Here is a 12910-nt window from a genome sequence, read left to right as displayed (position 1 = left end):
CGATCTGCGCAGTGTAGGCGGCGGCCGGCCACGGCCACAACGCCTCGCGTCCGATGCCAGGCTCAGGGAGCGGCGGTCTCGCCCTCCAACGCCGCCAGGGCCTCGTCCAGCCGCCGGCGCAGGGCGGCCAGGGTCGCCTCCTCGCCGGCCAGGGCATCGTCCCGGGCGGCATGCTCCAGCCGGGCGGCCAGCGCGGCCACCCGTACCGCCCCGAGGGTGGCGGACTCGCCCTTGAGCTGATGTGCCAGGCGCTGCACGTCCTCGGCCTGGTACGCGGCGAAGGCGGCGTCCAGCGACGCGAGATGCCCCTCGGCCTCCTGGCGATAGCGCGCCACCAGCGCCGCCATCGCCTCGGCGTCGAGACTCTCTCGCAGCGCCGCCATCGCCTCGTCGTCCAGCGTCGGCTCCGCCGCCGTCACGGGCTCCCCGGAGAGCGTCGGCGAGGCCGGTCGTGCCAGCGTCTCCCGACATGCCAGATGGCGATGCAGCACCTTGAGCAGCGAGGCCTGCAACAGCGGCTTGGCCAGATAGCCGTTCATGCCCGCCGCCAGGCAGCGCGCCTGATCGCCCAGCGGCCCGCCCGCGGTCATCGCCACGATCGGCATGTCGGCCAGCCAGCCACCCCGTGAGCGGATGCGCCGGGTCACCTCGAGGCCGTCCATGTCCGGCATCTGCACGTCCATGAACACCAGATCGAAGCGCTCCTGGGCGACGCTCGCCAAGGCCTCGGCGCCGGAGCTCGCCAGGCTGGCGCGACAGCCAAGCTTGGTGAGCATGGCCAGCGCCACCTGCTGGTTGACCGGATTGTCCTCGACCACCAGCAGGCGGGCGTCGTGCAGGGCGGGGCTGTCCACGGCCAGCGCGGTCGTCGAGGCCTCTGCCGGGGCCGCCGCCTCGAGCAACGGCACCCGGAACCAGCAGCGGCTGCCCTCGCCGGGCCGGCTTTCCATGCCGATCTCGCCGCCCAGCGCCTCCACCAGTCGCTTGCTGATCGCCAGCCCCAGGCCGCTGCCGCCGAAGCGGCGGGCCGTGCCGGGATCGCCCTGGCGGAAGGGTTCGAACAGCCGGGAGCGCTGATCGGCGGTGATGCCGCAGCCGGTATCGATCACCGCGAAGCACAGCTCCCCTTCGCCGTCGCGCTCCACCTCGACGCGAACCGTACCCTCGTCGGTGAACTTCACGGCGTTGGACAGCAGGTTCAGCAGCACCTGACGCAGCCGGCCGGGGTCGCTGATGACATGGGCCGGCAGCGTCGGATCGAGGATTCGCTCGAGCCGCAGGCCTCGGGCCTCGGCGTGGGGGCGAAACAGCGATACCGCGCCATCGACGAGCTCGGACACATCCAGGGTGCGATGCTCGAGCTCCAGGCGACCGGCCTCGATCTTGGAGAAGTCGAGGATATCGTTGATCAGTTCCATCAGGCGGCTGGCGCTCTCATGGATGGTGTCGGCGTAATGACGGGCCCGCTCGGGCAGGGACTGTTCCACCAGCAGGTCGCTCATGCCGATCACGCCGTTGAGCGGCGTGCGGATCTCGTGGCTGACGGTGGCGAGGAACTCGGACTTGGCCTGACTGGCCGACTCGGCGCGACGCGCCGTGGTCTCCAGCTCGCGGCTGAGCGATTCCAGGGCGCGACGCGCGGCGGCGTTGTCACGGGCCTCGCGGATCAGGAAGGTCACCACCAGCATGGCCGCCACGCTCATGCCCAGGATCAGCGCCAGCAGCAGGCCATAGAGCCACTGCAGGCGATCGCGCTCGTGGGTCGACACGCTCGCCAGATGCCCGTTGATGGTGATGATCAGCCGCTCGGCCGGCCGGCTGATCCTGCCCAGGCGCTCGATCATGTCCTGGCGGGCGACGGGGGTCAGGGTATCGAGCCCCTGCAGCCGCCTGTCCAGCGCCTGCAGCTGCTGCTCGATCTCGTCGACCAGCGACTCGGAGCCCGGCACCCGATCGATGAGATCGGCGATCTTGCCGCCACGCAGCAGCGTCAGCCGGCTATACAGAAGCTCGAAGCGCAACCGCGCCTCGTCGAGGGCCTCGGGGGCCGCCTCGCTCATGGCCAGGTAGCTGCGCAGCTCGACGGCGTCACGGTCGAGCTTGTAGGCGTGCCAGACGGTATCGCCGCCGACCCGCCAGACCAGGCTGTCCTGGCGCCAGGCGACCAGTCCGACCAGCAGGATGGCGGCGACGAACAGCAGCAGGGCCGCGACGACGCCGAGCTTCAGGCGCAGCGGAGAATGGCGCACCGGGCGGCTCCTCGTCGGTCAGTGGATCTCGATGCGCACGACCTGCCACACCGAGCGAAAGCGGGTTTCCTCGTTGAGCAGGTGGGGGCGTTCGTCGAAGGGATAGAGCACGAACAGGGGGCCGAAGCGGCGGATCGGCATGGGCTCCCCGTCGCGCGTCATCGCCAGGATGACGCCGTAGCGGGTGAAGTCGCTGAGCGGCACCTCGGCCTCGAAGCCGTTCAACGCCATCACCCTGGCCTGGTCGCCCCGTGCGCCCACCGCCTCGAATATCGCCTCGCCCAGCGGGCCTTCGTAGCGGGCCGACGCCTCGTGCCAGGGGGTGTGAGTCTCGATGATACGGGACGGCAGGGCCTCGAGCATGGCGCGATCGAAGCGCGCCTCGCCCTCACCGTTGGTGCGCGTGATGTCGCCGCTGACGGTCAGCATCACGCGCCCCTCAGGCTCGGGCAGGGGCTCGGCGGCGGTCGCCGCCAGGCACCAGGGCAGGACCAGGATCAAGGGCAGCAGGCGTCGAAGGCGCATGTCGGGGCTCCGGATTGGCAGTCTCGGCGCCAAGATTACGCGAATCCCGCCACGCCGTCAGGCACGGCAGCGGGAGCGCGCGCCTGCGGCTCAGGCCCGCGTGTCCCCCTCGTCGGTATCGATGCGCACCAGGTCTTCATAGGCGTGCCAGCTGGCATGGCCGAGCACCGGCAGGATCAGCGCCAGGCCGATATAGAAGGTGGCCACCCCGACCATCACGCACCCGGTGATGATGGCGGCCCACAGCATCATCGGGCGCAGGTTGCCGGCCACCGCCCGGATGCTGGCCTCGATGCCCTCCATGAAGGTCAGGTCCTGGTCCATCAGGGTCGGAATGGCCACCACGCTGATGGCGAAGGCGCCGAAGGCCAGCAGCGCCCCGACCGCCGTCCCCACGGCCAGCATGCCGAGCCCTTCCACCGTGGTCAGCAGCGTCGCGTAGAGAGTCGCCGGATCCGGGGCGCCGAGGCCGAAGAACAGCGCGAACAGCAGGGTGGCGAGGCGGATCCAGGCGAGAAAGAAGATCATCATCATCACGCCCATCATCGCCAGCGAGCCGACATGGCCGGTCCAGGCACCGAAGGCGTCGCCGAGGGTCGGCTCGCGCCCGGCTTCCAGCGCCCGGCTGATGCCGTAGGAGCCTACCGCCACCAGCGGACCGAGGAACATGAAACCGGCGATCAGCGGCAGCAGCCAGTGCCACAGCCCCAGCACGAAGGCCCCCGCGGTGATGGCGAGGCTCAGCCCCACCCAGAACAGCCCGTAGGCCAGGCTCACCGTCGTGGCACGCCGGAAGTCGGCGAACCCCTCGGCCAGCCAGATTCGTGGCTTGTCCATGCCGATCGGACGGATGCGGATTCGCACCTGAGAACCGTCCTTACCGCCGCTCTTCGTGGCTGCTGCACACATGGTGACACCCCCGTTTACCGACGCTGGAGTCCCGGATTTGCCGGGTCGAGCAGGCGACCGCCGTCGCCCCTTCGGCCCGGCATCGCCGCCTGTCACTGGTTACTCTAGTCGTTCCCCCGCCACCCCGCCGTGATCCGGATCATTCCCGCCGACACGACGACGCCCACGCCCCGGGTGGGGACATGGGCGTCGCGGAACGCGGAACGCGGAACGCGCCTCAGCGCACGATCATCACCGACATCTTGCTGTGATGCACCACATGCTCGGCGTTGGGACCGAGCACGTAATCGGCGAACTTGCGCTTGTTGTGGGAGGCCATCACGATCAGGTCGATGTCGAGCTTCTTGGCGGCCTTGATGATCGCCTCCCAGGGCGAGCCATCGACGATCACGCTCTGCACCTGGACGTCGTCCGGCACGTGCTGCTGGATGAACTCGTGCTGTGCCTTGGTCACCTCCTGGTGAGCCCTGGCGGCGAAGTCCTCGGGGAAATAGGCCCCCACCAGCGGCATGCGGTAATCCGGCATCACCGTCACCACGTGCAGCGAGGCACCGAAGCTCTTGCACAGTGCCAGCGCCGTGGGCAGCGCCTTGCTCCAGGAGGCCTCCTCGTTGAGGTCCACCGGCAACATGATCTTGCTATACATGGGTCACCTCCATCAGGCCGAGATCGGCTTGCCACCGCGATCGCGGCGCCGCCGCTGAAGCATCACCACCAGGGCCAGCACCAGGAAGGCGGGAATCCACATCCACTCCTTGGTCCAGCGATCCACCGGCGCCTGCACCTGGATGATTTCCTGGTCGAAGTCGAAACCGAGCTTCGCTGCCTCGCTGCCGTAGGTGACCATGTCGACCATGGCACGATCGTCCTCGACATTGAGCATCAGCCCCAGGTTCGACAAGCGATCCTCGCCGGTCTCGCCGTCCGGCACCGGCAGCGTCATGTAGGTGGTCATCGGATCGCCGTAGGCGTCCAGGCCGCTGATCTGCAGGCGCAGCGAGGAATCGGGGTCTGCCTCGCCCAGCGCCTCGACGAACTGCGCCGGCGGCACGTCCTGGTAGGGATCATGGATCATGTCCATCCAGAAGCCCGGGCGGAACAGCGTGAAGGCCACCAGCAGCAGCAGCAGCGACTCGTACCAGCGATTGCGGGCGATCATGAAGCCCTGGGTCGCCGCCGCGAAGATCAGCATCGCCACCGTCGCCACCACGAAGATCAGGATGCCCTGCAACAGCGAGACATCGATCAGCAGCAGGTCGGTGTTGAAGATGAACAGGAACGGCAGCGCCGCGGTGCGCAGGCTGTAGTAGAACGCCTGGAAGCCGGTACGGATCGGGTCGCCCCCGGAGACCGCCGCCGCGGCGAACGAGGCCAGCCCCACCGGCGGCGTCACGTCGGCCATGATGCCGAAGTAGAACACGAACAGGTGCACCGCGATCAGCGGCACCAGCAGGCCGTTCTGCTCGCCGAGCTGGACGATCACCGGCGCCAGCAGCGCCGACACCACGATGTAGTTGGCCGTGGTGGGCAGGCCCATGCCGAGGATCAGGCTGAGCACCGCGGTGAGCAGCAGGATCAGCAGCAGGTTGCCCATGGAGAGGATCTCCACCACATCGGCCAGTACCAGGCCCACGCCGGTCTGGGACACGGCGCCGACGATGATGCCCGCCGTGGCGGTGGCGATGCCGATGCCGATCATGTTGCGGGCACCGGTGACCAGGCCGTCCCAGAGGTCGTGGAAGCCTTCGCGCACGTCCGCCGCCAGGTTGCTGCGGTGACGGAACATGGCCGTGATCGGGCGCTGGGTGATCATGATGAAGACCATGAACACCGTGGCCCAGAAGGCCGACAGCCCAGGCGACAGGCGTTCCACCATCAGGCACCAGATCAGCACGATCACCGGCAGGATGTACTGCAGGCCGACCATCACCGTGGGGCGGGTCTGGGGCAGCTTGTAGACCGGCTCGTCGGGGTCATCGAGCTCCAGCTCCGGATAGCCCGAGGCCAGCTTGAGCAGGCTCACGTAGACCGCGGCCAGCACCACGGCGACCACCCAGGGCGTGGCATCGCCGAGCAGCGGCTTGAGCCAGCCGAGGCCGTAGTAGACCACCAGGGCGGTGATCATCATCAGCAGCAGCCCGGCCAGGAAACCCACCGCCTTGCGCACCAGCGGCTTCGGCGGATTGCTGCTCTCGAGGCCCTGCATGTTGGCCTTGAGGGCCTCCAGGTGGACGATGTAGACGAGCGCGATATAGGAAATCAGCGCCGGCAGGAAGGCATGCTTGATCACCTCCACGTAGGAGATGCCGACATACTCGACCATCAGGAAGGCCGCGGCGCCCATCACCGGCGGCATGATCTGGCCGTTGACCGAGGAGGCCACCTCCACGGCGCCGGCCTTCTCGGCCGGGAAGCCGACGCGCTTCATCATCGGCACGGTGAAGGTACCGGTGGTCACCACGTTGGCGATCGAGGAGCCGGAGATCAGGCCGGTCATGCCGGAGGCCACCACGGCGGCCTTGGCCGGACCGCCGCGATAGTGGCCGAGCAGCGAGAAGGCGACCTTGATGAAGTAGTTGCCGGCCCCGGCCTTGTCGAGCAGGGCACCGAACAGCACGAACAGGAACACGAAGCTGGTCGACACGCCCAGGGCGATGCCGAACACCCCCTGGGTGGTCAGCCACTGGTGATTGACCAGCCCGTTGAGGCTGACCCCGCCGTGGGCGAGGATGCCCGGCATCCAGGGCCCGGCCAGGCTGTAGACGAGGAACACCAGGGCCACGATCATCAGCGGCGGCCCCAGGGCACGGCGCGTCGCCTCGAGCAGCAGCACGATGCCGATCACGCCGACGATCACGTCCTGGGTGATCGGCGCGCCGGGGCGCTGGGCCAGCTGTTCGTAGAACATGAACATGTAGGCGCCGCAGAACGCCGCGGCGAAGGCCAGGCCCCAGTCCAGCAGCGGGATGCGATCCCGCGGCGAGCGCTTGAGGGCCGGATAGGCCATGTAGGCGAGGAACAGCGCGAAGGCCAGGTGGATGGAGCGCGCCTCGGTGGCGTTGAAGACACCGAATCCCAGCACGAAGGGGATCGGCGAGGCGATCCACAGCTGGAACAGCGACCAGACCGCGGCGATGCTCACCAGCAGCTTGCCCGGCGTTCCCGCCGGCTTGCGCGCCCCCGAGTCGCTGGAGGCGACCATGTCCTCCAGATCGACCTCGGCGCCCGGCGCCCTTGTCTTGTCGTCAGTCATAAGCGTGCCCTGGTTGGTTAAGATGACACATGGCGTGCTCGACGCTCTCTTTCACTCTTTTTTCGGAATCACAAACGCAATGCGCGGCCCTCGGCGAGGGCCGCGCATGCTTTGGCGAATGACGCAGGTTCAGCGGCTGACGATCACTCGATCCAGCCCTGTTCGCGGTAGTAGCGCGCGGCCCCTTCGTGGAGCGGTGCCGAGAGCCCCTGGGTGACCATTTCCTGCGGGTCCAGGTTGGCGAAGGCCGGGTGCAGCTGCTTGAAGCGATCGAAGTTGTCGAAGATCGCCTTGACGGTCTGGTAGACCACCTCGTCGCTGGTATCGGAGTCGGTCACGAAGGTGGCCGCCACGCCGAAGGTCTCGACGTCGTCCGGGTTACCCTTGTAGAGCCCGCCCGGGATCACCGACATGGAGTAGTAGGGATACTCGTCGACGATGCCCTGGACGTCCTCGTCGTTGAGCGGCACCAGGCGCGAATCGACGGTGGTGGTGGCTTCCTGGATCGCACCGTTGGGGTGGCCGACCACGTAGGCCATGGCGTCGATGTTGTTGTCGGCCAGGGCGGAGGCCATCTCGGCGGCATCCAGCTGGGAGGCCAGCGAGAAGGAGTCCTCGGTCCAGCCCTTGGCGTCCATCACCACTTCCATGGTGTTGCGCTGGCCGGAGCCCGGGTTGCCGATGTTGACGCGCTTGCCTTCCAGATCGTCGAGGGTCTCGATGTCGGCGTCGGCGCGGGCCAGGATGGTCAGCGGCTCGCCGTGCACGCGGAAGACGGCCCGCAGCTTGTCGTAGGCCTCGTCCTCGAAGTTACCGGTGCCGTTGTAGGCCTGGAACTGGACGTCGGACTGCACCACGCCCATGTCCAGCTCACCGGACTTGATGCCGTTGATGTTGGCCACGGAACCGCCGGTGGAGGGCGCGTTGCACTTGATGTTGGCGTCGTCGAGACGATTGACCAGGCGGCAGACGGACTGGCCGACCACGTAGTACACGCCGGTCTGGCCACCGGTGCCGATGGTGATGAACTGCTCTTCGTCCTGCGCCATGGCCGGCGACGCGAACATGGCGGCACCCAGCAGCGCACCGGAGAAGGCGGCGGTGGAGAAAGCATGGCGTTTCATTGACGCACCTCGTTGACGTTGTTGGCAAAACGTTTGGCAAAGCCATTCGATCGACGGCGCATCCTGAGCCAGTTCGATCTATTCGACAATACCTACTTTAGCGAAAAAACGTCTGTCCGATGGAGTTTATTGCTTCCACCCCAGTGTAGTTGCCGTCAACGTTCGTGGCCCATTGCCTTGGCCAACGCCCGCACTGCGGCGCCAAGCGGCGCCTTGTCAGCCGCCCGGGGCGGCCGCCAGACTGGGAAGGGCACCCAGCCCAGGAGGATCCCGACATGCACGCCCACGCATCGCGCATCGAATGCCGTCAGGGCGACATTGCCCGGCAGGACGACATCGAGGCGGTGGTCAACGCCGCCAACGCCCGGCTGATGAGCGGCGGTGGGGTGGCCGGCGCCCTGCACCGCGCCGCCGGCCCCGAGCTTGCCGAGGCCTGCGCGCCCCTGGCGCCGATCCATCCCGGCGAGGCCGTGATCACCGACGCCTTCGGCCTGCCCAACCGCCATGTCATTCACTGCCTGGGGCCGGTCTACGGCGTCGATGAGCCCTCCGACGCGCTGCTGGCCGACTGCTACCGCCACGCCCTGGAACTGGCGCAGCGGCATGACATCGAGAGCCTCGCCTTTCCGGCGCTGTCCACCGGCGCCTTCGGCTATCCGGCGGCCGAAGCGGCGCGCATCGCCCTGTCCACCGTGCTCACCACCCTGCCCCACTGTCCGGCGGTCAGACAGGTACGCTTCGTGCTGTTCGACGCCGCCGGCGCCGAGCTGCATCGGCACACCCTCGAGGCACTGAGCGCAGGCTGACTCAGACGTTGTAGCCCAACAGCTCCGGCAACCACAGGGCGAGCTGCGGGAAGATCACCACCAGCGCCAGCGCGCTGGCCATGGCCGCCACGAACACCAGCGCCCAGCCCACGGTCTGCTCCAGGCGCACCCGCGCCACCTCGGTGGTGACCATCAGGTTGACCGCCACCGGCGGCGTGAACTGGCCGATGGCGATGTTCATCGCCAGCAAGATGCCGAACCACACCGGGTTCCAGCCGAAGTGCTGCATCACCGGCACCAGGATCGGCATCATGATCAGGTAGATCGAGATGGCATCCAGCAGCATGCCGGCCAGCAGCACCGCCAGCATGATCAGCACCAGCAGCAGCGTGCCGTTGTCCGACAGCCCGATCACCCACTCCGCCAGGTGACGGAAGGTGCCCAGCATGGTGCCGGCCCAGGCGAAGATGCCGGCCAGGGCGATGATCAGCATCACCACCCCGGAGATCACCGCGGCCTCGCCGAGCAGCGCCCAGAGGTCGCGCCAGCCGAGCTCGCGGGTCAGCCACAGGCCCACCACCACGCCATAGGCCACCGCCACCACCGCCGCCTCGGTGGGCGTGAACAGTCCCGAGCGCAGCCCGCCGAGGATCAGCACCGGGGCGAACAGCGCCGGGATCGCCTGGCGGAAGCTCTCGCCGATCGGCGGACGCTCCGTCTCGCCAGGCGCCTCCCAGCCGTTACGCTTCGACAGCCACCAGGCCGGCACCAGCAGCGCCGCCCCGGCCAGCATGCCCGGGAACAGGCCGGCGGCGAACAGCGCGCGCAGGTCCACACCCGGCACCACGATGGAATACAGGATCAGCGCCACCGAGGGCGGAATCAGGATCGCCGTGGAGGCCGACGCCGCGATCAGCGTCGCCGAGAAGGGCCTGGGATAACCGGCCTTGGTCATGCTGGGCAGCATCACCATGGCCACGGCCGCGGCGTCGGCCGGGCCGGAGCCGCTCATGCCGCCCATGATCATGCACACCAGCACCGCCACCAGCGCCAGGCCGCCGTGGCGCGGGCCGATCAGCGCCTGGGCGAAGCGCACCAGGCGCGCCGCCACCCCGGCACGCTCGAAGATCAGCCCGGTGAGGATGAACAGCGGAATGGCGATCAGCGGGTACTTGGCGACGCTGTTGTAGGTGTTGGTGCCCAGCGTCGCCAGCATCGCCGGCGACAGCCCGGCGACGATGCCCACCGCCCCGGACAGCCCCAGCGAGAAGGCCACCGGCACGCCGGCGATCAGCAGGCCGGCGAAGGCCAGCAGCATCCACAGGTCAGGACTCATCGTCGAGCCCTCCGCGCAGGCGGTCGAGGGTCTGCTGGCACTGGCGCCACAGCATCAGCCCGGCGAGCAGCGGCAGCCACACCAGGTACCACCACTGGGGCAGTCCCAGGCCCGGCGACAGGGTCTCCCACTGGTATTCCTGCCACGCCAGCTTGCCGCCGTACCAGGCCACCAGCCCCAGCACGACCAGTCCGCACAGGCCCTGGAACAGGATCAGCGCGCGCCGCGGCCCCGGCGGCAGGGCCCGCTCCAGCAGGGCGATGCGGATATGGCGATGGCGGCGCAGCGCCACCGAGGCGCCGGCGAAAGTCAGCAGCACCAACAGGAACACCGAGAATTCCTCGGTGAAGGCGAAGGAGGCGTCGGTGACGTAGCGCACCACCACGTTGGCCAGGCTGATCAGGCCGATGATCAGGATGGCCAGGGTCGCGAGCACGCGCTCGAGTCTTGCGTCGGGACGTTTCATGACGGGGGATCTTGAAGGGTGAGGAACGACGACGTCGCCCGGCCGAGGCCGGGCGACGTCTCATGGGGGTGAGGCGAGCGTCAGGGCGCGTCGATGTCGCGGCGGGCAGCCTCGACGATCTCCTCGCCGATGCGCGGCACCCAGGTGTCGTGAACGCTCTCGGTCGCCTCGACGAAGGCCTGGTACTGACTCTCGTCGAGCTCTGTGACGGTCACGCCGCGCTCGCGGATCGCCGCCAGGCGCCCGGCCTGCTCCTCGCGGGTCTTGGCGATCTCCCAGGCGCCGGCCTCGACCGCGGTCTCACGCAGCATCTGCTGCTGCTCCTCGGACAGCGAGCCCCACACCTGGCGGTTGGCGGCGAACACCAGCGGGTCGTTCATGTAGTTCCACAGCGTCAGGTGGGCCTGGCCGACCTGATCGATGCGCGCCACGTCGAACACCGACAGCGGGTTCTCCTGACCGTCCACGGCGCCGGTGGTCAACGCCGGCTTGGCATCCGCCCAGCTCATCTGGGTCGGGTTGGCGCCCAGTGCGGTGAAGGTGTCCTGGAACAGCGGCGAGCCCACCACCCGGATCTTCAGGCCCTCGAGATCGCTCGGCGCATCGATGTCGGTGCGGGAATTGGAAAGCTGGCGGAAGCCGTTCTCGCCCCAGCCCAGCGGCACCACGCCCTTGTCCTCGATGGCGGAGAAGATCATGTCGCCGGCTTCGCCGCCGGTCACCGCGTCCACGGCGTCCTCGTCGGGGAGGAAGAACGGCAGCGAAAAGAGATTGAGCGCCGGCACCTGGGGCGACCAGTTGATGGTCGAACCGACCGCCAGATCGATCAGTCCGGAACGCATGGCAGAGAACTCGCGGGTCTGGTCGCCACTGACCAGCTGGGCGTTGGGATAGACGCGCAGGGTCAGCTCGCCGTCGGAGCGTTCCTCCACCAGTTCCGCCCACTTCTCGGCGGCCTGCCCCCAGGGGAAGGCGTCGGACAGCACGGTGGAGACGGAAAGCTCGCGGGCCTGGGCGGTCAGCGTCGAGGTCAGCAGGGCGGCGCCGGCCAGGGTGGCGGCGAGACGCCCGAGAGAGCGGGAGGTGGGCATAGCGTGTCCTTGTGTCCGCGGGGAGCGGTTATCGGCGTTATGGATACTTCACAAAAAGAAAATATGCCTGCTGTCCCCCGCCACGACAAGAGTCGACGTTGGTCGACTCACTATTGTCACCACCGAATTGTATACATAAACACATTGATAACGTCGACAATAATACCTATAAACGCCTACTGGTTGTTCACAATAACAACCATCAATGATGAACATCATTGAATACAAAATGAGCACGTCATGCCGGGCTGAGCGCCCGTCTCTCGCCGAGACGAGCCACACCGAGCAGGCCCTGCCAGACAGTCCCCGGCACCACGACGCGCCCAGCCTGCATCGCCCACTCCACGACCAACACCAACAACGGAGATCCCGGATGCCCATCAAGACCACCGCCCCGCTCGCCCTCGCCGCCGCGCTGTTCGCGGCCCAGGGCGCCAGCGCCGCCGTCTACAGCACCACCAAGGTCGAGGCGCTCTACGGCTGGGACTACGAGGACACCGCCGACGCCGGCTTCGGCATCGACAACGCCGAGCACGCCATCTTCACCGTGGCCAACGCCACCGGCTGGACCTACGGCGACAGCTTCTTCTTCGCCGACTTCACCAACCTCGACCAGGGCAGCGCGAGCGAGCAGGACCATGGCAGCACCCACGCGGAGTGGAACCTGCGCGGCAATATCGGCAAGGTCACCGGCCTCGATCTGTCCATCGGCCCGCTGACCGGCCTCTACCTGACCGGCCAGATGGACATCGACCGCAACGCGTCCGTGCGCAAGACCACCCACATGGCAGGGCTTTCCGCCGACGTGGCGATGCCGGGCTTCGATTTTTTCAAGGTGTACGCCTTGTATCGCGACGACGAGACCGCCGAGGGCAGCGCGATGCAGTACACGGCGGCCTGGAACGCGCCGTTCCGGCTGGGCGGCGCCGACTTCAGCTTCGAGGGCTTCATCGACGTCATCACCGAGGAGGGCGATCTCGCCGCCCAGGTGCTAACCCAGCCACAGCTGGTCTGGCACGCCACCGAGCACCTGGGCGTGGGGCTGGAGTATCAGTACTGGGAGAACAAGTTCGGCCTCGAGCACACCGACGAGTCACTGCCCCAGGCCATGATCCGCTGGACCTTCTGATGTCGTGACGCGCGGCACCGGCACGGCGATTCCTGCTAGGCTGTGGCTTCATTCCACGACC

Annotated in this window: 11 protein-coding genes; 2 read left to right on the top strand and 9 right to left on the bottom strand. The window is 67.8% G+C overall.

Annotated elements, in window-relative coordinates; genetic code table 11:
- Positions 1-62: 62 nt before the first annotated feature.
- The 6 genes from CVH10_RS10330 to CVH10_RS10305 form a co-directional block, all read right to left on the bottom strand.
- On the bottom strand, positions 63-2249 hold the full coding sequence (locus CVH10_RS10330) for an ATP-binding protein (RefSeq protein ID WP_106488620.1): 2187 nt from the start codon (positions 2247-2249) through the stop codon (positions 63-65).
- 18 nt (positions 2250-2267) lie between these two features.
- Entirely contained in the window at positions 2268-2774 is a 507-nt protein-coding gene (locus tag CVH10_RS10325; RefSeq protein ID WP_106488619.1) for an oxidoreductase, read from the bottom strand.
- A 90-nt stretch (positions 2775-2864) separates the two neighbouring features.
- On the bottom strand, positions 2865-3683 hold the full coding sequence (locus CVH10_RS10320) for a DUF2189 domain-containing protein (RefSeq protein WP_035594908.1): 819 nt from the start codon (positions 3681-3683) through the stop codon (positions 2865-2867).
- Positions 3684-3900: 217 nt separating this feature from the next.
- Positions 3901-4329 (bottom strand): universal stress protein, encoded by a 429-nt coding sequence (locus tag CVH10_RS10315; protein ID WP_106488618.1) that lies wholly within the window; start codon positions 4327-4329, stop codon positions 3901-3903.
- A 12-nt stretch (positions 4330-4341) separates the two neighbouring features.
- Positions 4342-6936 carry a TRAP transporter permease gene (locus CVH10_RS10310; protein WP_035594914.1) on the bottom strand — a complete coding sequence of 865 codons (2595 nt, stop codon included), beginning with the start codon at positions 6934-6936 and terminating at the stop codon, positions 4342-4344.
- Positions 6937-7079: 143 nt separating this feature from the next.
- Positions 7080-8060: a TAXI family TRAP transporter solute-binding subunit gene (locus CVH10_RS10305; protein WP_035594916.1), complete on the bottom strand. Its 981-nt coding sequence runs from the start codon at positions 8058-8060 to the stop codon at positions 7080-7082.
- 275 nt (positions 8061-8335) lie between these two features.
- Here CVH10_RS10305 and CVH10_RS10300 point away from each other — a divergent pair, with 275 nt between their 5' ends.
- Positions 8336-8866 carry a macro domain-containing protein gene (locus CVH10_RS10300; RefSeq protein WP_035594919.1) on the top strand — a complete coding sequence of 177 codons (531 nt, stop codon included), beginning with the start codon at positions 8336-8338 and terminating at the stop codon, positions 8864-8866.
- A 1-nt stretch (position 8867) separates the two neighbouring features.
- On the opposite strand, the gene CVH10_RS10295 is transcribed toward CVH10_RS10300, so the two are convergent.
- From CVH10_RS10295 to CVH10_RS10285, 3 genes are all read right to left on the bottom strand, one after another.
- Complete coding sequence (locus CVH10_RS10295) at positions 8868-10163, bottom strand: TRAP transporter large permease (protein WP_035594922.1); 1296 nt, start codon at positions 10161-10163, stop codon at positions 8868-8870.
- A complete protein-coding gene (locus CVH10_RS10290; protein ID WP_035594926.1) occupies positions 10153-10629 on the bottom strand; it encodes a TRAP transporter small permease in 477 nt (158 codons plus the stop codon). The genes CVH10_RS10295 and CVH10_RS10290 overlap by 11 nt, the downstream gene beginning before the upstream one ends.
- Positions 10630-10709: 80 nt before the next feature.
- The gene (locus CVH10_RS10285; RefSeq protein WP_035594929.1) at positions 10710-11720 is read right to left on the bottom strand and encodes a DctP family TRAP transporter solute-binding subunit; all 1011 of its coding nucleotides are present in this window, start codon (positions 11718-11720) and stop codon (positions 10710-10712) included.
- A 373-nt stretch (positions 11721-12093) separates the two neighbouring features.
- Between CVH10_RS10285 and CVH10_RS10280 the strand changes: the two genes are divergently transcribed.
- Positions 12094-12849, top strand: a complete 756-nt coding sequence (locus CVH10_RS10280; protein ID WP_181244384.1) for an outer membrane protein OmpK — start codon at positions 12094-12096, stop codon at positions 12847-12849.
- Positions 12850-12910 lie beyond the last annotated feature (61 nt).

The organism is Halomonas sp. ND22Bw, assembly GCF_003011945.1.
Lineage (GTDB): Bacteria > Pseudomonadota > Gammaproteobacteria > Pseudomonadales > Halomonadaceae > Halomonas > Halomonas halophila.
This window is presented reverse-complemented; position numbering and strand designations above follow the sequence as displayed.